General features: G+C 70.6%; 19 protein-coding genes and 1 pseudogene. 14 read left to right on the forward strand and 6 right to left on the reverse strand.

The annotated features are described in order from the left end of the window. The 5 genes from WA967_RS00125 to WA967_RS00145 all read left to right on the forward strand — a co-directional run. Positions 1–752, forward strand: a 752-nt coding sequence (locus tag WA967_RS00125) for a YaaA family protein (protein WP_424418791.1), incomplete at its 5' end; no start/stop codon positions are given. Between the two features lie 122 nt (positions 753–874). Then, positions 875–1,732, forward strand: a complete 858-nt coding sequence (locus tag WA967_RS00130; RefSeq protein ID WP_424418793.1) for a DUF5684 domain-containing protein — start codon at positions 875–877, stop codon at positions 1,730–1,732. Positions 1,733–1,819: 87 nt separating this feature from the next. After that, entirely contained in the window at positions 1,820–2,803 is a 984-nt protein-coding gene (locus tag WA967_RS00135; protein WP_424418795.1) for an aldo/keto reductase, read from the forward strand. Between the two features lie 71 nt (positions 2,804–2,874). Continuing rightward, positions 2,875–3,669 (forward strand): PP2C family protein-serine/threonine phosphatase, encoded by a 795-nt coding sequence (locus tag WA967_RS00140; RefSeq protein WP_424418797.1) that lies wholly within the window; start codon positions 2,875–2,877, stop codon positions 3,667–3,669. 58 nt (positions 3,670–3,727) lie between these two features. After that, positions 3,728–6,412 carry an FtsK/SpoIIIE domain-containing protein gene (locus WA967_RS00145; protein WP_424418799.1) on the forward strand — a complete coding sequence of 895 codons (2,685 nt, stop codon included), beginning with the start codon at positions 3,728–3,730 and terminating at the stop codon, positions 6,410–6,412. A 9-nt stretch (positions 6,413–6,421) separates the two neighbouring features. On the opposite strand, the gene WA967_RS00150 is transcribed toward WA967_RS00145, so the two are convergent. Beyond that, positions 6,422–7,417: an asparaginase gene (locus WA967_RS00150; RefSeq protein ID WP_424418800.1), complete on the reverse strand. Its 996-nt coding sequence runs from the start codon at positions 7,415–7,417 to the stop codon at positions 6,422–6,424. A gap of 74 nt (positions 7,418–7,491) precedes the next feature. Between WA967_RS00150 and WA967_RS00155 the strand changes: the two genes are divergently transcribed. Next, the gene (locus WA967_RS00155) at positions 7,492–7,974 is read left to right on the forward strand and encodes an OsmC family protein (RefSeq protein ID WP_424418802.1); all 483 of its coding nucleotides are present in this window, start codon (positions 7,492–7,494) and stop codon (positions 7,972–7,974) included. A 3-nt stretch (positions 7,975–7,977) separates the two neighbouring features. On the opposite strand, the gene WA967_RS00160 is transcribed toward WA967_RS00155, so the two are convergent. Next, the gene (locus tag WA967_RS00160) at positions 7,978–8,754 is read right to left on the reverse strand and encodes a lysophospholipid acyltransferase family protein (protein WP_424418804.1); all 777 of its coding nucleotides are present in this window, start codon (positions 8,752–8,754) and stop codon (positions 7,978–7,980) included. A 123-nt stretch (positions 8,755–8,877) separates the two neighbouring features. Here WA967_RS00160 and WA967_RS00165 point away from each other — a divergent pair, with 123 nt between their 5' ends. After that, entirely contained in the window at positions 8,878–9,831 is a 954-nt protein-coding gene (locus WA967_RS00165) for an FKBP-type peptidyl-prolyl cis-trans isomerase (RefSeq protein ID WP_424418806.1), read from the forward strand. Positions 9,832–9,896: 65 nt separating this feature from the next. Then, a complete protein-coding gene (dxr, locus tag WA967_RS00170) occupies positions 9,897–10,985 on the forward strand; it encodes a 1-deoxy-D-xylulose-5-phosphate reductoisomerase (RefSeq protein ID WP_424418808.1) in 1,089 nt (362 codons plus the stop codon). 12 nt (positions 10,986–10,997) lie between these two features. Here the strand turns inward: dxr and WA967_RS00175 are convergent, their stop codons facing one another. The 3 genes from WA967_RS00175 to WA967_RS00185 all read right to left on the reverse strand — a co-directional run bounded on the left by WA967_RS00175 (position 10,998) and on the right by WA967_RS00185 (position 14,081). Next, on the reverse strand, positions 10,998–12,617 hold the full coding sequence (locus WA967_RS00175) for a Mur ligase family protein (RefSeq protein WP_424418810.1): 1,620 nt from the start codon (positions 12,615–12,617) through the stop codon (positions 10,998–11,000). Between the two features lie 100 nt (positions 12,618–12,717). Next, positions 12,718–13,386 carry a DUF1775 domain-containing protein gene (locus WA967_RS00180; RefSeq protein WP_424418812.1) on the reverse strand — a complete coding sequence of 223 codons (669 nt, stop codon included), beginning with the start codon at positions 13,384–13,386 and terminating at the stop codon, positions 12,718–12,720. Between the two features lie 98 nt (positions 13,387–13,484). Next, positions 13,485–14,081: a hypothetical protein gene (locus WA967_RS00185; RefSeq protein WP_424418813.1), complete on the reverse strand. Its 597-nt coding sequence runs from the start codon at positions 14,079–14,081 to the stop codon at positions 13,485–13,487. Between the two features lie 81 nt (positions 14,082–14,162). Here WA967_RS00185 and WA967_RS00190 point away from each other — a divergent pair, with 81 nt between their 5' ends. Next, entirely contained in the window at positions 14,163–15,476 is a 1,314-nt protein-coding gene (locus tag WA967_RS00190; protein WP_424418815.1) for a M50 family metallopeptidase, read from the forward strand. Positions 15,477–15,481: 5 nt separating this feature from the next. Here the strand turns inward: WA967_RS00190 and WA967_RS00195 are convergent, their stop codons facing one another. Beyond that, entirely contained in the window at positions 15,482–17,359 is a 1,878-nt protein-coding gene (locus WA967_RS00195; RefSeq protein WP_424418817.1) for an anthranilate synthase family protein, read from the reverse strand. A gap of 241 nt (positions 17,360–17,600) precedes the next feature. Here WA967_RS00195 and WA967_RS00200 point away from each other — a divergent pair, with 241 nt between their 5' ends. The 5 genes and pseudogenes from WA967_RS00200 to WA967_RS00220 form a co-directional block, all read left to right on the forward strand. Continuing rightward, the gene (locus WA967_RS00200; protein WP_424418819.1) at positions 17,601–18,962 is read left to right on the forward strand and encodes an MFS transporter; all 1,362 of its coding nucleotides are present in this window, start codon (positions 17,601–17,603) and stop codon (positions 18,960–18,962) included. An 82-nt stretch (positions 18,963–19,044) separates the two neighbouring features. Next, complete coding sequence (gene ispG / locus WA967_RS00205) at positions 19,045–20,175, forward strand: flavodoxin-dependent (E)-4-hydroxy-3-methylbut-2-enyl-diphosphate synthase (RefSeq protein ID WP_424418824.1); 1,131 nt, start codon at positions 19,045–19,047, stop codon at positions 20,173–20,175. A gap of 26 nt (positions 20,176–20,201) precedes the next feature. Further along, positions 20,202–20,528, forward strand: coding sequence for a nuclear transport factor 2 family protein (locus WA967_RS00210; protein WP_424418821.1), 327 nt, complete (start codon positions 20,202–20,204; stop codon positions 20,526–20,528). Positions 20,529–20,565: 37 nt separating this feature from the next. Then, positions 20,566–21,438 (forward strand): hypothetical protein, encoded by an 873-nt coding sequence (locus tag WA967_RS00215; protein ID WP_424418823.1) that lies wholly within the window; start codon positions 20,566–20,568, stop codon positions 21,436–21,438. Positions 21,439–21,559: 121 nt separating this feature from the next. Continuing rightward, a pseudogene (locus WA967_RS00220) lies at positions 21,560–21,670 on the forward strand (aldo/keto reductase); the annotation flags it as partial.

Consider the following 21,670-nt stretch of genomic DNA (forward strand, 5'->3'; position numbering starts at 1 on the left):
GCGTGGAGCACATGAAGATCCTCCTGCCTCCTTCCGAGACCAAGCGGCCCGGCGGTCGCAACCGGCCCCTGGATGTCGGCGGTCTCGCCCTCCCCGGGCTCGCAGCCCAGCGCGAGGCCTGCATCGATGCGCTGGTCGCCCTGGCCGACGACCCTGCTGAGGCGAGGCGAGTCCTGGGCCTCAGCGATCGCCAGCTGGGGGAGATCGAGCACGATGGGATGCTGCGCACGGCACCCACGATGGCCGCCGTCGACCGCTACACCGGCGTGCTGTACGACGCGCTGGATGCCGCCGAACTGGACGCCGCCGCGCGTCGCTGGCTGGGTGCCAACGTGATGATCCACTCGGCGCCGTTCGGACCGGTCGGCGCGCTGGACGCCATTCCGCTGTACCGGCTGGGCGCCGCAGCATCCGTGCCAGGCATCCCTCCGCTGCGACGGCACTGGGCCGACGCCGTGAGCGCCGAGCTGGCGGATATCGGATTCATCCTGGATCTCCGCAGCGAGGCCTATGTCGCGCTGGGTCCGGTCCCGGCATCCGCTCCGGCGGCCTACGTGCGGGTGGTCACCGAGACCGGACGCGCGCTGAATCACTTCAACAAGAAGTCCAAGGGGCTGCTGGTGCGCTCCCTCGCCCGGTCGCGACCGCGAGTGCGCTCCGCGCGCTCTCTGCTGGAGTGGGCTGTCGCGGAGGGCGTTCCGCTGCGCCCGACAGCGGATGCCGGAGTGCTGGAGCTCATCGCCGTCACGTGACGCGCCGTGCGTCTCACATCATTGCCCTGCCGGGAACGACCTGGATAGCATGGCCTGTACGCGGCTTCGACCGCGCATCGGGGGCGAGAGCCGTCTCCTTCGACCGGAGAAATGTGAGTCTCATGGGCTACGACGACTACGGGGCCGGATATGCCTACGGGTTCCTCGGCGTGTACTTCTTCGCCATCTTCCTGCTGAGCATTGCAGGCTACCTGCTGAGCGCCTGGTTCCTGATGAAGATCTTCGACAAGGCCGGCGTGCAGGGCAGATGGCGCGCCTGGGTTCCCCTGTACAACATGATGGTCTTCTTCAAGCTCGGCGATGTGAGCCCGTGGCTCGTGTTCGGGTGGGTGATCGCGGGCATTCCCTTCATCGGCTGGATCGCCGGTATCGGCACCACCGTCATGAGCATCCTCGCCGCCTACCGCATCGGCCAGAAGCTGCAGAAGGACGGCGCCTGGGTGGTGCTGTACATCTTCTTGAGCCTCGTGTGGGAGGGCATCAACGCCTTCGATTCGTCGCGCTGGAACGCGAACATCCCGCCGTCCGGCTGGGCTTCGAACAGCTTCTTCGCCGACCGCACGGTCTGGCAGGGGATCCCCGTGCAGGCCGGAGCGGCTCCCGCGCCCGGCTACGGCGCTCCCTATGGCGGCTACCCGGCGCAGCAAGGCTACCCGGCCCAGCCCGGTTATGGAGCTCCGCAGCCCGGCTATCCGGCTCAGCCGGGATATGCGGCCCCGCAGCAGCCGGGCTCTGGCGTACCGCAGGTTCCGGGTGCCCCCGGGCCGGCTCCGGCGGCCCCCGGCGCTCCGGTCCCGCCGCCGGCGACCCCGCCTGCGGCTCCGGTTCCGCCGACTGCTCCTCCCGCGGCGCCTCCTGCGCCTCCTGCGCCTCCGGCACCTCCCGCCGGCGACGAGCCGCCGGCGGCGCCCGGCCCGGATGCCGAACCTCCGGCAGGCCCGGCGCAGCCGCCCGCGTGAGCTGACGGCATCAGCGGCAGCGCCTCCGATCTCATGGTCGGAGGCGCTGTCGCGTCTGCCGGTCCGCGCACCGATAGTGTGGGACGCATGGGAACTTCGCAGTGCCGCGTCGGTGCATCCGGCCTTGTCGTGTCCGCAACCGGGCTCGGCTGCAACAACTTCGGCCGTGCGGGGACCGTGACGCAGACGCTGGAGGGCACCCGCGCCGTGATCGATGCGGCGCTGGCCAGCGGGGTCTTCTTCTTCGACACCGCTGACATGTACGGCGCTGAGGCCGGGCGCAGCGAGGAGCTGATGGGCGAGGCACTCGAGGGCCGCCGCGACCGCGTGGTGCTGGCCACCAAGTTCGGGCACGCGCGCGACATGGGCTACGACTTCCCCGGCGGGCGCGGCTCGCGCCGTTACGTGAGGCTGGCGGTGGAGCACTCGCTGCGCAGGCTGCGCACCGACTGGATCGACCTGTACCAGCTGCATCTGCCCGACCCCGAGACGCCCATCGCCGAGACCATCGACGCGCTGGACGAGCTCGTGCGCGAGGGGAAGATCCGCTACTACGGCCATTCCAACTTCACCGGCTGGCAGATGGCCGAGGCGGAGTTCACCGCCCGCGCCCGCTCCACCGGCCGGTTCATCTCGGCGCAGAACCACTACTCGCTGCTGGCGCGCGCCTCCGAGCGCGAGGTGCTGCCGGCCGCGAACCGCTACGGGCTGGGCTTCTTCCCCTACTTCCCGCTGAAGAACGGGCTGCTCACCGGCAAATTCAGCCGCGAGGGCGGGCCCGCGGGCAGCCGCATCATGGACACTCGCCCGCACATCTGGGCGGACGCGCCGTGGGACGCGCTGGAGGCCTACCAGCGGTTCTGCGACGAACGCGGGATCACGATGCTGCAGGCCACATTCGGCTGGCTGCTGGCGCAGCCCGGAGTGTCCAGCGTGATCGCTGGAGCGACCCGACCGGAGCAGATCGAGGCCAATGCCGCCGCCGCGGATGCCTGGACGCCGACGGCCGAGGATCTGGCGCTGATCGACGGGCTGTTCCCCCTGCCCGAGGATCCCGCGTCGGTGATGTGAGCGCGTCACGATTACGATGATGCTGTACCAGCAGGACGCGATGGCGTCCTCCCGATCGACGGAGACCATTCGTGCCTGAGACCACAACGCAGACGCACCGCGTCAGCGCCGAGCTGCAGCTCGCCTGGGCGGGGGCGACGGATCGGGGTCGGCGTCGCGAGAACAATCAGGACTCCTACCTGGCCCGCTATCCGCTGTTCGTCGTCGCCGACGGCATGGGCGGGCACGCCGGCGGCGAGATCGCCAGCCAATGCACGATCGCGCGGCTGGATGAGATGGTCACCGCGGGCGAGGTCTCGGACGCCGCGATCCAGGCCGCCCTGCATCTGGCCGTCGACGACATCCATCAGCATCCGGACACCACCGACGAGGGCACCGGCACCACGCTGACCGGCGCGTACCTCGACACCGACGAGGACGGCATCCACCGGTGGGTCGTGCTGAACATCGGCGACTCCCGCGTGTATCTCGCCCGCGACGAGCGACTCGCGCAGGTCACGACGGATCACTCGGTGGTGCAGGAGCTGATCGCCTCGGGGAAGATCAGCCCGGAGGAGGCCGACGGGCATCCTTACAGCAATGTCATCACGCGCGCGGTGGGCGCCAGCGAGCTCGTCGCGCCCGATTACGTGATCGTGGACCTGCGTGACGGCGATCGCCTGGTGGTGTGCTCGGACGGGCTGACCAAGGAGCTCACGGACTACGGCATCCTGCACTTCCTGCGCGAGAACCCCGATCCGGGCGCCGCTGTGGATGCCATGGTCGATGCGGCGCTGGAGAACGGCGGCCGCGACAACGTGACCGTGATCGTCGTGCAGGTGATCCTTCCCGAGTCTTCCTCCACAGACGCCGATTCCGCGGAATGACGCCCGCGGCCTGTGGATAGGCCGTTTTCGAGAGGGCTGATGCTGTCGAATGGGCGGCATGGAGTCCACGACCATCGTCCTGCCGTCCGCACCCGCTGACACCCGCCGACCGCCCCTGCCGCTGCTGGCCGCGGTGGTGCCCGTCGCCGCAGGCATCGTGCTGTGGCTGGTGACGGGCTCGCTGTTCGCACTCTGCTTCGCCGCCCTCGGGCCGCTGATGCTGGTCGCGTCGTACGTCGATGGGCTGCGTACACGGCTCAGGGAGCGTCGTCGGGGCCGCGAGGAGAGCGACGCGGCCTGGGAGCGGGCCGAGACCGAACTGGAGCGCCTGCACGCGCAGGAGCACGCGGACGCCTGGCGTCGAGAGCCGGGAGTCGTCCAGAGCCTGCAGGACCCGCCGCTGCGCAGTGGGGAGGCTCCGGATCAGCGCACCCTCGTGGTACTCGGGCGGGGCGTACGGCCCAGCGCCGTGCAGGCCCGTGGAGGGGACGACGACCGCTCGCGGGCGTTCCGCACCCGCGCGAGAGAGCTGGGCGACGCACCCGTGTCGGTGCCGCTGGGCCGCGGCATCTGCGTCCGCGCTGCGGGACCCGTCGCCGAGGCCGTCGCGAGGGCGATCGTCGTGCAGCTGTGCCTGCGCTTCGGCCCCTCACTGCTGGGGATCAGCGGCGAGGCGATCAGCGTCTGGGGCCTGAGCGGCTATCCGCATGTCGGCAGGAGGCGCGCCGCCTTCCGGCTCGCGCTCGGGGAGGGCGATGGGCGCACTGACGCGACGATCTGCATCCGGATGCCGGGGGAGGAGCCACCGGAGGGTGTGACGACCGTGCTGGACTGCAGTGTGCCCGCTTGTTCCCGGATGCGCACACCCGACGGAGACCGCGAGCTGGCGGTCGAAGCGCTGTCGGTTCAGCAGGCGCGCATCATCGGCGCGGATCTCGCTGCCAGGGCGGACACCGAGACCGCGATCCCGGACCGGATCGGCCTCGACGAGCTCGGAGCAGCGGATGCCGGCGGCCTGGCCGCGGCGATCGGGCGGGGGGAGCGCGGCGATCTGAGCGTGTCGCTTGTCGAGGACGGGCCGCATGCCATCGTCACGGGGATGACCGGAACGGGCAAGAGCGAGCTGCTGACCAGCTGGATCACGGCGTTGACCGCGACGCATTCGCCGGAGGAGCTGGCATTCGTCCTGGTGGACTTCAAAGGCGGCACGGCGTTCGACCCGCTGCGCCGTCTTCCGCACGTGGTGGCGGTCATCACGGACCTGGATGCGGAGGGGGCGCGGCGTGGCGTGGGCAGCCTCACCGCGGAGCTGCGCCGTCGCGAGGCTGCGCTGGGGCGGGCCGGAGTGCGCGACGTCGAGGAGTGCGCCGAGCTGTCCCGGCTGGTGATCGTCATCGACGAGTTCGCCGCCCTGCTGCAGGAGCATCCGGACCTCGGAGCCGTCTTCACCGATGTCGCGGCGCGCGGCAGGGCCTTGGGCATGCACCTCGTGCTGGGCACGCAGCGGGCCAGTGGCGTGATCCGCGACGCGCTGGCGGCCAACTGCCCGCTGCGCATCAGCCTGCGCGTGGCGGAGCCCGCCGACAGCCGCTTCGTGATCGGATCGGACGCCGCGGCGGAGCTGCCCGGCGGCACGGAATCGCGGGGGCTGGCGTTCGTGCGCCGCCCGCGCGACAACCGCGCCGAGCTTGCTCGTATCGCTCTCACAGCCGATGCGGACATCGAGGCTGCGGCTCGGCGCTGGGGCGGACATCGGGCTCAGCCCAGCCCGTGGCTGCCGCAGCTTCCGTCGAGGTTGGAGCTCCCCGCCGACGAGCTGTCCGCGGGTGTCGTGCTGGGGCGTGCGGATGAGCCCGATCGGCAGCGCCAGCCGTGGCTGCGCCTGGCCGAAGGCGATGGACTCGCGGTCATCGGAGGACCAGGGTCGGGGAAGAGCACTGCGGTGGCCATGCTGGCGGCACAGCTGCCGGACGCCGTCGTGATCCCGCAGGACCCCGAGCAGGCCTGGGATGCCGTGGCGCAGCTCTGCACGGGCGCGCACGGACCCGTGCTGTGCGACGACCTGGATCTGCTGGCAGCGAAGTACCCGCCGGACTACGCGCAGGTGTTCACGAACCGCTGGGAGCTGATCGTGCGCGCTGCGTCGACCACGGTGATCACCATGTCGCGGGTGTCCGGCCCGGTGGGCAGGCTGATCGACGCCGTGCCGAGACGTGCGCTGCTGCGGCTGACCAGCAAGGTCGAGCACATCGCCGCGGGCGGCGAGCCATCGGCGTTCGACCGCGGGCGCCTTGCCGGTCGCGCCTGGGTGGACGGCCTCGAGGTGCAGCTGTGCCTGCCTGCAGCGGGCGCGCAACTCGATCAGCGCACGTCGGAGAGCTGTGAATGGCAGCCGAGGCTCGCGCGCACCGGGATCATCACGCCGGCCGTCGCCGCCACCGCGGCCGTGCTGGCCTCAGCACATCCAGGGCACCGGGTGATGTCGTTGCGCGACCTCGCGCCCGGCGCGCCCGCAGCCGAGGACGCGGTGATCGTCGTCGGCGACCCCGAGGAGTGGCGCGCGCAGTGGACGTTGCTGCAGGGGATCCGCACGACGGGCGAGCTGGTGGTCGCCGCGGAATGCGCGACCGAACTGCGCCAGCTCGCCGGAGTCAGGGAGTTGCCGCCCTACGCGCAGCTGCACGCCGATCGAGCATGGAGCGTGCAGGCGGGGAGCCAGCCGCAGCGCGTGCTGCTGAGCTGAGTGCTCGGGTCAGATCCCCGGTGCAGGGCGCACTGCTCCCACCGGCTGTCCGCCGCCGAGGATATCCAGCGGCAGTGCTGCGGTCAGTTCGGCGACATCGGCCTCACTCACCGCACCCGCACGGGCCAGCAGCGTGGCCGCGACGACCGCTGCTGCGCGGCCGCTGCCGTCCAGCATCTTCAGCGCCACCGTGGTGGCATCCGGGGCGACCATCACCATCACGCCCTCGGCGCCGCCCTTCGAGAAGACGCCGAGCGTCTCGGTCGCGATGGTGTCCGGCTCACCGGGACCGGCGATCGTCCACGGGTTCTCGCGCACCGCGCGCACCAGGGCGCCTGCGACGCGGTGCAGGGCGAACGGCGACCGCTCCGAGGCGGAGCCGATGCGGTGGATGCCGCGCGCGAGCCCCGCGAGGGTGATGGCGTGCACGGGCGCGCCGCAGCCGTCGACCGCTGTGTGCGCGATCCGCTCGCCGGTCAGCCGCTCCACGACCTCGCGGATGTGCACCTGCAAAGGGTGCGCGGGCTCGAGGTAGCCGGCGGTCGGCCAGCCCGTCGCCACGCACGCCCGCAGCATGAGCGCGTGCTTGCCGGAGCAGTTCATCCGGATGCGGGCCTCGCCCGCGTGGTCGCGGATCATCTCGCGGCGTGTCGCCGCGTCGGAGGGCCAGGCCGGTGGGCAGGCCAGGTCGTCCTCGGTGAGACCTGCTGCGGTGAGCATCTCGCGCACGACCTCGACGTGCCGGTCGGTGCCGGTGTGGCTGGCGGTGCCCAGCGCGAGCTGCTCGCCGTCGAGCACTGCACCGGCCGTCAGACTCGCGACGGCCTGCAGGGGCTTGAGGCTCGATCGTGGAAGGATCAGAGCCTCGGCGTTGCCGTGCTGGGCGATGACCTCGCCCTCCGGGGACAGCACGATCGCGGCGCCGGCATGGCGGGACTCCACGAAGCCACTGCGCTCCACGATCGCGAGTTCGACGGCATCACGGGCAGTCAGGGTCTCGAGCACCACACCAGCCTACTGCGCGGGTTCTGCGGGCCCAGGAAGAGCCCCGGCGCGCGGAGAGGTGCCAGACTCGTCCCATGGCACAGCATCCGCTCGGCGAACACCGCTACGCGCTCACGACCACCTGGACCGGCAATCTCGGCACGGGCACCAGCGGCTACCGCGACTACACCCGCGATGTGGTGGTGCGCGCTGCCGGCAAGCCCGATCTGCTGGCCTCCTCCGACAAGCCCTTCCGCGGCGACCCCACTCGCTGGAACCCGGAGGACATGCTGGTCGCGGCCCTGTCGGAGTGCCACCTGCTCTCGTACCTGCACGTGTGCGTCACCCGGGGCGTCGTGCTCACCTCGTACCGTGACGAGGCCACCGGAGTGATGCGCGAGGACGGGCGCAGCGGCGGTTCGTTCACCGAGGTCGTGCTGCATCCGCAGGTGACCGTCGCCGACGCGTCCATGGTCGAGGCCGCTCGTGAGGCGCACCACCAGGCTCACGAGTGGTGCTTCATCGCCAACTCGGTCAACTTCCCCGTGCGCTTCGAACCGACTGTCACGGTGGGCTGAGTCCTAGCGGCGCTCGTGCGGCAGGGCCTGCTTGAGCTTCTCGATCGGACTCTGCGCCGGCGGTTCGTTGTACACGCCGGCCAGCTCCTGCCCGCTGAGCGCGTGGATGGCGGCCATGATCTCGTCGGTCGCCAGGCGCCTGGCCTTGCCGCTGCTGGCGGGGCCATGCTTGGAGACGTCGATCGGCTCGCCGAAGCGCACCCTGATGCGCTCCTTCACTGACGGCATCCTCGCGCCCACCGGCATCACGCGATCGGTGCCGATCAGCCCCACCGGCACCACGGGTGCGCCGGTCTGCAGGGCCAGGAACGCCACGCCCGTGCGGCCCTTGTACAGACGGCCGTCGGTAGAGCGGGTGCCCTCTGGGTACAGCGCGACGGCGAGGCCCTCCTCCAACAGCTGCCGTTGCTGGTCCAGCGCGTCCAGCGCGGCCTGACCTCCGCCGCGGCGCACCGGGATCGCACCGACCGACGTGAAGAACTCGCGCGAGAGCGCGCCCTTCAGCCCCGTGCCCTCGAAGTAGCTCGACTTCGCGAGGAAGTGCACGGGCCGAGGGGCGGCGACCGGGATGGCCATCGAATCGATGAACGACAGATGGTTGCTGGCGAGGATCACCGGCCCGGTGCGCGGCACGTTCTCGCGGCCCTCGATACGGGGCCGGTAGACCACGCGGGCCAGGGGAGTGGCGACCATGCGTCCGACCTTGTACTTGAATCCTGCATGTCGTGGGGTGTGCGATTCCGGTTCGTGCTCGGATCCGCCGGACTGCTCAGAACTCATCCGAGAAGTTTATCCAGCCGCACATGCCCGTGATGGAATGTCGACGGGGACCCGGCATTCAGCCACAGCAAAGCCCGATGCGGGAAGATGATCTCTTCCGTCCAGCGATTTCGAGGTCTCATCTTGCGCCTGCATCCCCTCGCCCTCCTCTCCACCCTCGCCGTGTCGGCGATGCTGCTCGCCGGCTGTTCAGGCTCGTCCTCGCCGGATCCATCGTCCTCCCAGAGCTCGGACGCCTCCGGCGACGTCTGCTCGCAGGCCGTGAAGCCCGGCGCCGTGTCCGACAGCGTGAAGATCACCGGTGACTTCGGCACGCCCTCCACGGCCACCTTCGCACTCAAGCAGAAGGTGAAGGACCTGCAGCGCACCGTCGTCAGCAAGGGCGACGGCGCGACGATCAAGAAGGGCGACTACGTCACGTACGCGATCAGTGCGTTCGACACCGCCACCGGCAAGCGCATCGGCGACCTCGGCTACAAGGCTGACGAGATCCTTCCGCAGAACGTGCTGGCCAACCAGACATTGGCACAGGTGATCGGATGCGTTCCGCTCGGCACCCGCATCGCCGCGGCCTTCCCCGCTCAGCAGGGTGGCACGGGCTCGCAGGTGTACGTCATCGACGTGCTGAAGACCAGCCCGACGGCGGCGTGGGGCAAGGATCAGGCCCCGGTCGAGGGGATGCCGGCTGTCAAGCTGGCCAAGGACGGCGAGCCCGCCATCACGATCCCCAAGACCGACGCGCCCGCAGACCTGAAGATCTCCGTGCTCAAGGAGGGTGACGGCGGCCCGGTGGCTGACGGCGACACCACGCTGCTGCAGTACTACGGCGTCACGTGGGCCGACGGCAAGAGCTTCGACTCGTCGTGGAAGAAGGGCGAGCCCATCACCGTGCCCGGCAATGCCTACGTGCCCGGCTTCGTGAAGGCGCTGGCCGGTCAGAAGGTCGGCTCGCAGGTGCTCGTGGTCATCCCGCCGGCCGAGGGCTACGGCGACAAGGCCCAGGGATCGATCCCGGCGAACTCCACTTTGGTGTTCGTGATCGACATCCTCGCCACGCAGCACGTCGCGGCCGGGTAGAGCATCCTCCAGACGCGGCGGTCCCGATCCTCTCGGGGTCGCCGCGTCGTCGTTAGGCTGGCGGTATGCGTCGCATCATCGTGCTCGGCTCCACTGGCTCCATCGGAACGCAGGCTCTGGACGTGATCCGAGCCAATCCGCGGCGTTTCGAACTGGTGGGTCTCTCGGCGGGCACCAACGCCGAGCTGGTGGCCCAGCAGGCCGAGGAGCTCCACGTCGAGCACACGGCACTGGGCGCCGAGGAGTCCGAGCAGCTGGTGCGCGACGTCGAGGCGGATGTCGTGCTCAACGCCATCACCGGCTCGATCGGCCTGGGCTCGACGCTTGCCGCGCTGAAAGAGGGCCGCACGCTGGCCCTGGCCAACAAGGAGTCGTTGATCGTCGGTGGTGAGCTCGTCCGCGCGGCAGCAGGCGAGGATCAGATCGTGCCCGTCGACTCCGAGCACTCCGCCATCGCACAGGCACTGCGTGCGGGCGCGGCCGGCGAGGTGCGCAGGCTCGTGGTCACGGCATCCGGCGGTCCCTTCCGCGGCCGCAGCCGCGCCGAGCTCACCGAGGTGACCCCGGCGCAGGCGCTCGCGCACCCGACCTGGAACATGGGCCGCATGGTTACCACCAACTCCGCGACCCTGGTCAACAAGGGCTTGGAGGTCATCGAGGCTCACCTGCTGTTCGACGTGGACTACGACGACATCGAGGTGGTCGTGCATCCGCAGTCCATCGTGCACTCGATGGTGGAGTTCGTCGACGGCTCGACGATCGCGCAGGCCTCGCCGCCGGACATGCGACTGCCCATCTCGCTCGGGCTGGACTGGCCGCACCGCGTGGGCGGCGTGGGCCGCCCGCTGGACTGGAGACAGGCGTCCAGCTGGACCTTCGAACCGCTGGATTCCGAGGCGTTCCCCGCCGTGGCTCTGGCCAAGGCCGTGGGGCGTGCGGGCAGGACCTATCCCGCCGTCTACAACGCCGCCAACGAGCAGGCCGTGAACGCGTTCCATGAGGGGCGATCGCCGTTCCTCGGCATCGTGGACACCATCCAGCGCGTTGTCGATGCGCACGAGCCGCCCGACGGCGAGCTGACGGTCGAGACTCTGGCGGATGCCGAGACCTGGGCCCGTGCGAAGGCAGACGCCCTCATCGCCGCCGCCTCCTGAAAGGCGCGGCTGTCAGACCTCGTCGTCGTAGGGGACGGGCCAGTGCGAGGCAGGCGCCGGCCAGCCGGCGGCGATGAGCGCGCGGCGGGCGAGCTCGCGGGCCGAGTACGGGGTGCGCACGCCGCGGATGTCGCGGTAGTCCTGGTGACCGGGACCGGCCCACAGGATCGCGTCGCCGTCGCCGACCAGGCCCACGGCCTCGACGATGGCCTTCTCGGGCGGCGTGAACTCGTGGATCTCGGCATCCGGCCGCGCCTTGCGGGCACCCGCGACGAGCGTCGCGCGGATGGACGCAGCGTCTTCGAAGCGCGGGTGGTGGTCGGTGATCACGAGGATGTCGCTGCCCTCCACGGCCGTGCGGGCCATGTCGTACCTCTTCGTGGCGTCGCGGTCGCCGTCGGCGCCGAACAGCATGAGCACCTTGCCGGGCGTGACGCGGCGCACGGCGGCGAGGGTCTTCTCGAAGGCGTCCGGGGAGTGCCCGAAGTCCACGTACACGGCGGGCCCCTGCTCGCCGGAGACGAACTGCGTGCGACCGGGCAGATAGGCGATGATCTGCCTGTCGCGCTCCAGCGCCGAGACCAGGCGGGCCCAGTCGTAGCCGCCCTCGAGCAGCATCACGACGGCCAGGCCGGCATTGGCGGCCATGTGCTGTCCGATCACGGGCACCAGGGTGGTCAGTGCGCGACCATCGCGCGCGGTGAGGGTGAACAGCGTGCCGTTCTGCCGTTCGTCATCGATGGTGACGACCCAGTCGGCCTGCTTCGCAGCATCCGGGTCCGAGGCGATCGACGGCGTGCCGACGGTCACGACGGGGATCGTCGAGGCGGAGACGACGCGGGCGCCGAAGGGCGAGTCCAGGCTCACCACGCCTCGGCGCGCGTGCGCGGGGGTGAACAGCGGCAGCTTGGCCTGGAAGTACTCCTCCATGTCGGCGTAGTCGTCGAGATGGTCGTGCGTGAGGTTCGTGAAACCGGCCACGTCGAACACGAGGCCGTCCACGCGGTGCCGCGACAGCGCCTGCGCGCTGACCTCGACGGCGACGGCCTGCACGTCCCGCTCTCGCATGAGGGCGAGCAGCGCGTGCATCTCGGATGCCTCGGGCGTGGTCAGTCGCGAGACGATGACCTCGCCGGCGATGTGCCGCTCAGCAGTCGACGACAGGCCCGAGACCACGCCCAGCTGGTCGAGGATGCCCTGCAGCAGGTGCGAGACGCTGGTCTTGCCGTTGGTGCCGGTCGTGCCGAACAGCACGGGCAGCGGATCGGAGGCGCCGGTGCCGTACACCCACGCGCTCAGCTCGCCCAGCACCGCGCGCGGGTCCTCGACGATGAGGATCGGAAGACCGGCGGATGCCGCGATGTCCGCGCCTTCGGCGTCGGTGATGATGGCGACGGCGCCCTGATCGGCGGCGGTCTGCGCGAACTCGGCGCCGTGCCGGTTCACGCCGTGGATGGCGACGAATGCCTCGCCAGCACGCAGGTCGGCGGTGGCGAGGGTGATGCCGCTGAGCTGGACGCCCGCGAGATCGCCGCGGACCTCCTGAGCGAAGCGGTCGGCGAGCTCGGCCAGGGAACGACGGGGTGGGTCGGCGGGGCGGAGCACGGGCGGCAGAGAGGGCGTAGTGGTCATATCGTCTTCCATGATCTCACGCAGCGGGCCGCCCGCCCGCGCGGCGACCCGCCGCGCCAGGCGTGCGCCGTCTGCAGATGGACGGCGCACGCGTTGATCGTCAGGCGCGGCGTCGGTACGCGGCCACCGCCACGACGAGGGAGGCGATCCCGGCCACGAGTCCGCCAGCGCCGAGCACGGTCGGCACGACGGGGTAGGCGTCCGCCGTCGACGGCTCATCGTCTGATGCGGCATCCGCATGATCGCCGTGGTCACCCGCCACCGGGGTGGTGGCGGTCTTCGTCAGCGTGATCGCGGGCGCGGGGGACTCCAGCGACTCCGGGTCCTGGCCCTTCTTCGCCACCTCGGTCCACTCGTTCGTCCCTGTCTCGCAGGTCTGCTCCACAGGGAAGGCGAGGTTCTCAGGCGCATCCTCTGCAGGGCGGAACGAGAGGCTGACGGCGCCGCGCACGCCCTGGGGCACGGGGCGGACGGCCGTGTACGTGATCGCCGACGTGTAGCCGTCCGCGCCCTTCTCGATCTGGGTGTCCCACGCGGCGTCGAACGTCGGATCCGCGACGGGCGACCCGTCCGGGATCGTGATCCGCAGCGACGTCGTGGGTGATTCCACGCAGCCGTGCGAGAACGAGAAGGTCAGCAGCGTCGACGCGTCGCGGGGGACGGCGTCCGGCGAGACGCCGACGTGCGCGCTGGCCATGGCGGGCGTCGCGATGACGATGCCCGCGGCGATTGCAGCGATGATCGCGCCGCGGCGAAGGGAAATGGTCATGAGAGTTCTCCTGAATGCGATGTGCGGGCGGCCGGTGCCGTGGCCCGCGACGAGTACCGCCGTCTCGGTGAGAGGGCGGGCGATGGCCGATCCGGGGATCAGCCGCAGGAGGGCGCAGGAGGGCCGCGCCGGCAGACGTCGCCGAGCAGGATGCGGCTCAGCGGGCTCGTCGTCGCCGTGTCGTCGGGTGTCGCGCGGAACGGCGTGCTCGTTCGGAGCACGGGCTCTCGGCGGCGCAGCACGGCACGCACCCAGCGCGTGATCGCGCGCAGGACGAGCTCGCCGCGCCACAGCAGCACCGTGGTGACCACGGCGGCGCACAGGTGCGCGACGAGCATCGGAGCGTCGAGGCTCGAAGCGTGGGCAGGGGACATCACGACGGCCAGATCCGCGGGGGTGAGCGCGCCGTGCCGGTGGGGGCCCGGCACCGCTCCTGCACGCGGAATGTCGCCGGTGACCGCGAACAGCACGTGAAAGAAGACCTGTGTGATCGTCACCGCGCCGGCGATGCCCACCAGCCGCGCGGTGCGTCCCACGACCACAGCGGCGAGCGGGGCCAGCAGTACGGAGACCGCGAGCATGAGCAGCGGATTCGGCGCCTGCCCGCCGCCGACTGTGTGGGACACCGCGGCGAGGAGAGTGGCGGTGACGGATGCGGCGGCGCCTCTCACGATCCGCAGCTGCCTCGGGGTCACACGACCAGCCTAGAGGAAAGAGGCGGGAGGGAAGGACGTCGGGCACAGCGGATTCCTCGACGCAGCCACTACCGTGGTCGGGTGGAGATCCTGCTGTATCTGGGCGGCATCGTGTTCATGCTCGTGGGCCTCGGCCTGTCGATCGGGCTGCACGAGGTCGGCCATCTGCTGCCCGCCAAGCTGTTCGGCGTGCGAGTCGGCCAGTACATGATCGGCTTCGGTCCGCGGGTGTGGTCCAGGCGCATCGGCGAGACCGAGTACGGCTTCAAGGCTCTCCCCCTGGGCGGTTTCATCTCCATGTCTGGGATGTACCCGCCCTCCACGAAGACCCGGGCGGCCCGGGGGGTCTTCGCCGCGTTGGTGCAGGATGCCCGCACCGCGAACGACGAGACCATCGCCGACGGCGCCGAAGAGCGGGTCTTCTACCGCTTGCCGGTGTACAGGCGCGTCATCATCATGCTGGGCGGGCCGGTGATGAACCTCGTCCTCGCCGTGCTGATGTTCACGCTGATGGCGTCCGGCATCGGCATCCAGCAGGCGTCGACCACCGTCGCCGGCATCACCCAGTGCGTGGTCCCGGCAGGCGTCGCGCAGCAGACCTGCAAGCCCTCCGACCCCGTGGCGCCCGCAGCACAGGCCGGGTTCGAGCCCGGCGATGAACTGGTGAGCGTGGCGGGCGCGAAGATCACCTCGTTCGCGCAGGCCTCGCAGATCATCCAGGACTCCCCGGGCAGGGAGCTCGACGTCGTCGTGCGTCGCGACGGCCAGCAGAAGACTCTGCAGCTCACGCCGGTCGCGGCCGAGCGCGGCGAGGTGGATGCCTCGGGCAGGCCCGTGCAGGACAAGGCGGGCAGGCCGGTCACGCGCAGCGTCGGCTACGCCGGCATCACCGCGAAGCTGGAGTACGCGCAGCAGCCCATCGGTACGGGCGCCGAGCTGGCCATGCAGCAGGTGCAGGGCGTCACCTCGCTGGTGATCAACCTGCCCGCCAAGCTCTGGAACGTGGGGGAGTCCCTGTTCACCGGTTCGCAGCGCGACCCCAACGGACCCCTGAGCGTGGTGGGAGTCGGCCGGATCGCCGGTGAGGTCGCGGCGACGGATGCCCCGGTGCTGAACCGCCTGGGCGTGCTGCTGAACCTGCTCGGCGCGCTGAACATCGCCCTGTTCGTCTTCAACCTCATCCCGCTGCTGCCACTGGACGGCGGGCATATCGTGGTGGCGCTCTGGGACGGCATCAAGCGCACCTGGGCCACGATCACCGGTCGCCCCGAGCCCGCGCCGGTGGACGCCACCCGGCTCGTGCCGGTCACCGTGGTCGTGGCGGTGCTGCTGATCGCGATGGGTGCGCTGCTGATCATCGCCGACATCGTCAAACCCATGAACCTCCTGGGCTGACGGCCTCAGGCCAGTGCGTGCGCGACCAGCCGCTCCAGGGTCGCGTAGCCGTCGCGGGACAGGATGGACTCCAGGTGGCCCTGGATCGAGGCGAAGCGCTGGCCGCGCAGCGCGTACACGTCGCCGGTCGAGGCATCCGCCGCCACCTCGGCCGCGTCCACCCTCGTCGTGCCGGGCGCGACGCGTGCGGTGAAGGTGTTGTAGAAGCCCACGGAGGCGTTCTGCCCGAACACCGGGATGGTCTTCTGCACGCCCTGGTAGGGGGAGTCCAGGGGCACCAGGTCGATGCCCAGGCCGTCGGCGAGGATCTGGTGGCTCAGGCACACCGCCAGCAGGGGAGCACCGGCCGCACGGCGGCGCACGACGACCTGCTGCATGCGGACGATGCGCGGCGAGGAGCCGTCACGGGGGTCGCCGGGGCCCGGCCCGGACACCACCAGATCGGCGGAGTCGATCTGCTCGTCGCTCACCTCCGACCAGGGGGCGATGGTCACGTCGAGGCCGAGGTGCCTCAGCTGGTGCGCCAGCATCGTGGTGAAGCGATCCTCGGCATCCACGACCAGCGCCGTGCTCCCCGCGAAGCGACCGCCGGGCTGCACGTCCTGCGGCTGCATCCAGAAATCGGCCAGGCGGGTGTTGCGCGATGCCAGCAGGGCGGCGATCTCGGGGTCATCCGCGAGCACGGCGGGTGCCGGGGCATCGTCGTCGCGGGTCTCGGCCGCGACGTCCCGCTCGATGGCGCCGATCGCCCCCAGCACGCCGGCGGCCTTGCCGTGGGTCTCGCTGACCTCGCCGAACGGGTCTGAGTGCCGCACGAGCGTGGCGCCCACCGGCACGCGCAGGCGTCCTCGGTCGAGGTACGCCGTGCGGATGAGGATGGGCGCGTCCAGGTCATGCCCGCCTGCGGCGTTGGGTGTGAAGAGTGCGGCGACGCCGGAGTAGTAGCCCCGCGGCGCGCGCTCATGCCGCTGGATCACCGTGCAGGCATTCTGCATCGGGGAGCCGGTGACGGTCGGCGCGAACATGGTCTCGCGCAGGATCTCGCGCGGGTCCAGCCGGCTGCGCCCTCGGAGCATGTACTCGGTGTGGGTGAGCCGCGACATCTCCTTCAGATGCGGGCCGGTGATGCGCCCGCCGTCGGAGCAGACCTGGCTCATCATCTTCAGCTCCTCGTCGACGACCATGAACAGCTCCTCGGTCTCCTTCGTGGAGGAGAGGAACTCGCCCAGCGTCTCGCGCGTCGCGCCGCCCGCCGGGTGGCGGAAGGTGCCGGAGATGGGGTTCATGGTCACCACGCCGCCGCGCGCGACGACGTGCGCCTCGGGGCTCGCGCCGACGGCGATGTGCCCGGGGGTGATCACCGCGAAGGTCCAGTACGCGCCGCGCTCGTGCTCGAGCAGCGCCCGGAACCAGGTCAGCGCGGCCGTGCGGTCATCGCCCTCGAACTCGGCTGTGTAGTCGCGGCGGATGACGAAGTTCGCGCCCTCGCCGCGGCCGATCTCGTCCGTGATCACGCGCTGCACGATCTCGGCGTACTCCTCGTCGGAGATGTCGAAGCCGCCGTCGTGCAGCGGGATGCGGGCTGAGGGGAGTGTGGCGGCCAGTTCTGCGGCATCCGTCCGCTCGTGCTCCGCCACCAGCAGGCAGCGCAGCGGCGTGCCATCGTCCTGCGCGGCGAAGCCGCGCTCACGCACCTGTCGGTACGGCACCATCGCGAAGACCTCGCGCGGACCGTCCTCGCCGTGCAGCGGGATGTCGGCCAGCACCTCGACGTCGATGAGCTCGCCGGTCAGCAGCTCCACGCAGCCCTCGCGGGCGATGAGCACGAACGACGCCTCCGGGTCGGCGGTGAGCTCGCGGATGCGGTCGGGCAGAGCGGTCATGTTCTCTCCAGATTCAGAGGATCCGGTGCGGACACGAAAAAGACCGCCCCGGAAGGCGGTCGAGTCTCGTGGGTACGCGAAACACCGCCTAGGAGGCGGGCCACCAGGAGCGGGTCGCGGACATACCGCGAAAGTACCACAGAGCGGATGCCGTTCCCGACCCCGTGACGGGGAGCCGCCCGGAGTCCCTCGGGATGTCGCCGACAGGTCCCCGACGAGCGCAGGTCGTACGCTCGGGTCCATGACCCGCAGGCTGGGCACCGCCCTGCTGACGATCGCGTTCCTCGGCGCCGTGATCGGCGGAGTCGGCGCACCGCTGATCACCTCGGTCGCCCTCGATCTCGCCGTGCCGCTGGATGCCGCGCAGTGGACGCTGACGATCACGCTGTTCGCAGGAGCCGTCTCCGCGCCGATCCTGGGCAGGCTGGGCGCCGGTCCGCGCCGTCGCGCGTCGCTGCTGGCCGCGCTCGGACTGGTCGCGCTGGGCGGTCTGCTCACCGCGCTGCCGCTGTCGTTCGGCATCCTGCTGGTGGGGCGCGCACTCCAAGGCCTGGGTCTCGGGGTGACGGCGCTGCTGATGAGCATCGCCCGCGATCATCTGGATCCCGTGCAGGCGAAGTCCACGATCGCGACTGTCGCGGTGGCCAGCACGGTCGGCATCGGGATCGCCTATCCGCTGATGGGCCTGCTGGATCAGCTCTCGGGGCTGCGCACCGCGTACGGCGCGGGATTCCTGCTCTCGCTGCTGGCGGTGCTCATCGCCTGGCGTGTGGTCCCGCGGGACGCGCCCCGACCGGCACCGCGCCTGGACCTGCCCGGCGCCGTGCTGCTGGGCATCGGCCTGCTGAGTGTGCTGCTGGTGGTGGCTCAGCCGGCGATCTGGCATCAGCCGCTGTTCGGCGTCGGCATCCTGCTCGTCGGCGCTGCAGCGCTCGTCGCCTGGGCGCTCGTCGAGCGCCGCGCGGCCGCGCCCCTCGTGGACCTGCGAATCCTCGTCAGCCGCGGCGTCCTGCGCGCGAACTGTGCCATGCTGCTGGCCGGCATCGGCATGTACCTGCTGTTCTCGCTGCTCACCCGGTACGTTCAGACGCCGCTGGAGGCGGGCTACGGCTTCGGTCTGTCCGGAGTGCTGGCCGGTGCGGCGCTCATCCCGTTCTCGCTGCTGGGCTTCGTCGCCGGACGGTTCTCGCCGCGGATGACCGCGCGGCTGGGCGACGACTGGATGTTTGTCGCGTGCGCGGCCGCCGTGGCGATCGTGGCGATCCTGTTCGCCGTCCTGCCGCAGTCGCTGATCGCCGTGCTCGTCGCCATGGGAGTGCTGGGCTACGGGGTCGGCGGCGCCTCGGCGGTCATGCCCGCGCTGGTGCTCGCCGGCGCTCCGGCCGAGGAGACCGCCAGCGTGCTCTCCATCAACCAGATCGTGCGCAGCGTGGGCTTCAGCATCGGCAGCGCCCTTGCGGGCCTGCTGCTGGCGGCGGCCACCGAGCCGGAAGACGTCTTCCCGACGCAGGCCGGTTACGCGCTCGCCGCACTGTGCGTCGTGCCGCTGCTGCTGATCAGCGGCATCCCGATCCTGCGCGGACGCATGCGGTCGGCATCCTGAGAGACGGGTGCTGATGCCCGGCATCCAGCCCTCATCGATCCGTCGGCGGTAGCCTTGAGGGGTGCCAGCAGTGAACCTCGGGATGCCGCGCGTCCCCCAAGTCCTCGCGCCTCGTCGCAAGTCCCGCCAGATCAGGGTCGGCAAGGTGCTCGTCGGCGGTGACGCCCCGATCAGCGTGCAGTCGATGACCACGACGAAGACCACCGATATCAACGGCACGCTGCAGCAGATCGCCGAGCTCACGGCATCCGGCTGCGAGATCGTGCGCGTGGCCGTGCCCTCGCAGGACGACGCCGACGTGCTGCACATCATCGCGGCCAAGAGCCAGATCCCGGTCATCGCCGACATCCATTTCCAGCCCAAGTACGTGTTCCAGGCCATCGACGCCGGATGTGCGGGCGTGCGCGTGAACCCCGGCAACATCCGCAAGTTCGACGACCAGGTCGGCAAGATCGCCCAGGCCGCCCAGGCCGCCGGCGTGTCGCTGCGCATCGGAGTGAACGCCGGGTCGCTGGACCGCCGCCTGCTGGAGAAGTACGGCAGGGCCACGCCCGAGGCGCTCGTCGAGAGCGCCGTGTGGGAGGCGTCGCTGTTCGAGGAGCACGACTTCCACGACTTCAAGATCTCCGTCAAGCACAACGACCCCGTCGTCATGGTCCAGGCGTACCGGCTGCTCGCGCAGCGCGGCGACTGGCCCCTGCACCTGGGCGTGACCGAAGCCGGTCCCGCGTTCCAGGGCACCATCAAGAGCGCCACGGCGTTCGGCATCCTGCTCAGCGAGGGCATCGGCGACACCATCCGCGTGTCGCTGTCGGCTCCGCCCGTGGAGGAGGTCAAGGTCGGCCACCAGATCCTGCAGTCGCTGAACCTGCGCGAGCGCACGCTGGAGATCGTCTCCTGCCCGTCGTGCGGTCGTGCGCAGGTCGACGTGTACAAGCTCGCCAACGACGTCACCGAGGGGCTGAAGGGCCTCACGGTGCCGCTGCGCGTGGCGGTCATGGGCTGCGTCGTCAACGGCCCCGGCGAGGCGCGCGAGGCGGACCTCGGGGTCGCATCCGGCAACGGCAAGGGGCAGATCTTCGTCAAGGGCCAGGTCATCAAGACCGTCCCGGAGTCCGACATCGTCGCCACCCTCATCGAAGAGGCGAACCGCATCGCCGACGAGATGGGTCCGGATGCCGCGGTCGGCACCGCGCAGGTGCTCACGCCCTGAGAATCGACACCGAACCGGAGACGATGATGACGAACCTTCCCGCACCCGTCCGGGCGATGGTCGACGCGATCAACGACGCCGACACCGACGCCTTCGTCGCCGCGTTCACGGCCGACGGATTCATCAGCGACTGGGGCACGGTCACCTCCGGCCCCGATGGCGTACGCGCGTGGGCCGGCAGCGACGCCATCGGCGCCGGGGCGAGGATGACCGTGCTGTCCGCGGAGACCGACGGCGACACCACCCGGATCCGCTTCGCCTGGGCGAGCAGCGTCTTCAACGGCGAGTCCGACGGCATCTTCGTCGTGTCCGGCGACAGGCTGGCCAGCTTCACCATCCCGCCGAACCACTGAGCGCAGTCCGCCGGTCCTGATCTGGCAGAGTGGAATCGTGCCAGATTCGCAGTCCGTCCAGCCCACATTCGTGTCGTTCCCCCGGGGAGCGCTCACCGGTGAGGGCGAGGTGGTGCTGGTCGACCGCGAGGCCGGCGTGGTCGTCACGGATGTGACGCCGTTCCATCCCGTCGACCACACCTGGCCGGATCAGCCCGGTGACTCCGGTGCGCTGACCGTCGGAGAGGACCGGCTGATCGTCACCGAGGCCGTGATGGCCGCGCTCAGCGATGAGGGCGTCTTCGCCGTCGGCTCCGACATCCCCGTGAAGCGCGGCACCGACGGCTGGACCTGGCTCGTCGCGCATCGCATCGAGGGCGAGATCCCGGCATCCGTCTCAGTCGGCGCGACGGCGACGCTGGACGTGGATGCCGCGCGCCGCGGCGCGCTGAGCCGCGGACATACCGCCTGCCACCTGGCCTCGCTGGCGCTGGACGCCGCGCTGGCCGATCTTTGGCACAAGGAGACCGGCGTCGACCCGCTCGGCCACCCGGACTTCGAGGGGCGCGCGAATCAGACCAGCGTCATCCACGCCGACGGCAGCGTCGACGAGTACCGGCTGGGCAAGAGCCTGCGCAAGGCCGGCTTCGACTCCGCCGCGTTCGCCGAGTCGCTCCGGGAGCGACAGGACCGCATCAATGAGCTGCTGGCCGGCTGGGTGGCGGCCGGCGGCGAAAGCCGCATCGATGTCGACGGGCCGCGCATCACGGATCGCCGCACCTGGCGCAGTGTGCTGCCCGAGGGCGAGGTCGGTTTCCTGTGCGGCGGAACCCACGTGCGCTCGCTGCAGGCTTTCGGATCCATCACCGTCGCGCTGGACCTGAGCGACCCGCAGCTGCTGGTCATGACCACCAGTGCGGTCCCCGCCTGACGGCCATCCTCCTCGACGGGCGCTGAACCGCTCCGTGTTCCTCCACCGCTCGGCGCCATCGCCTGCATCCGGACTCGTGCCGTGCGGCGTACGCTCGTCGGAGACCGCGAAGGAGCACACCATGGAAACGCGCACACTCGGCGTCGGACTCGAGGTCTCCGCCATCGGCCTGGGCTGCATGGGCATGTCGCAGGGCTACGGCCCGAACCCCGGTTCGCGCGAGGACATGATC

This window comes from Microbacterium sp. (assembly GCF_049650565.1).
GTDB lineage: Bacteria > Actinomycetota > Actinomycetes > Actinomycetales > Microbacteriaceae > Microbacterium.

Coding starts and splice junctions, on each gene's coding strand:
- dxr (WP_424418808.1), top strand. CDS start 9,897: ATGCGTCGCATCATCGTGCTCGGCTCCACTGGCTCCATCGGAACGCAG.
- ispG (WP_424418824.1), top strand. CDS start 19,045: ATGCCGCGCGTCCCCCAAGTCCTCGCGCCTCGTCGCAAGTCCCGCCAG.
- WA967_RS00210 (WP_424418821.1), top strand. CDS start 20,202: ATGACGAACCTTCCCGCACCCGTCCGGGCGATGGTCGACGCGATCAAC.
- WA967_RS00195 (WP_424418817.1), bottom strand. CDS start 17,359: ATGACCGCTCTGCCCGACCGCATCCGCGAGCTCACCGCCGACCCGGAG.
- WA967_RS00200 (WP_424418819.1), top strand. CDS start 17,601: ATGACCCGCAGGCTGGGCACCGCCCTGCTGACGATCGCGTTCCTCGGC.
- WA967_RS00175 (WP_424418810.1), bottom strand. CDS start 12,617: ATGACCACTACGCCCTCTCTGCCGCCCGTGCTCCGCCCCGCCGACCCA.
- WA967_RS00130 (WP_424418793.1), top strand. CDS start 875: ATGGGCTACGACGACTACGGGGCCGGATATGCCTACGGGTTCCTCGGC.
- WA967_RS00135 (WP_424418795.1), top strand. CDS start 1,820: ATGGGAACTTCGCAGTGCCGCGTCGGTGCATCCGGCCTTGTCGTGTCC.
- WA967_RS00145 (WP_424418799.1), top strand. CDS start 3,728: ATGGAGTCCACGACCATCGTCCTGCCGTCCGCACCCGCTGACACCCGC.
- WA967_RS00155 (WP_424418802.1), top strand. CDS start 7,492: ATGGCACAGCATCCGCTCGGCGAACACCGCTACGCGCTCACGACCACC.
- WA967_RS00180 (WP_424418812.1), bottom strand. CDS start 13,386: ATGACCATTTCCCTTCGCCGCGGCGCGATCATCGCTGCAATCGCCGCG.
- WA967_RS00160 (WP_424418804.1), bottom strand. CDS start 8,754: ATGAGTTCTGAGCAGTCCGGCGGATCCGAGCACGAACCGGAATCGCAC.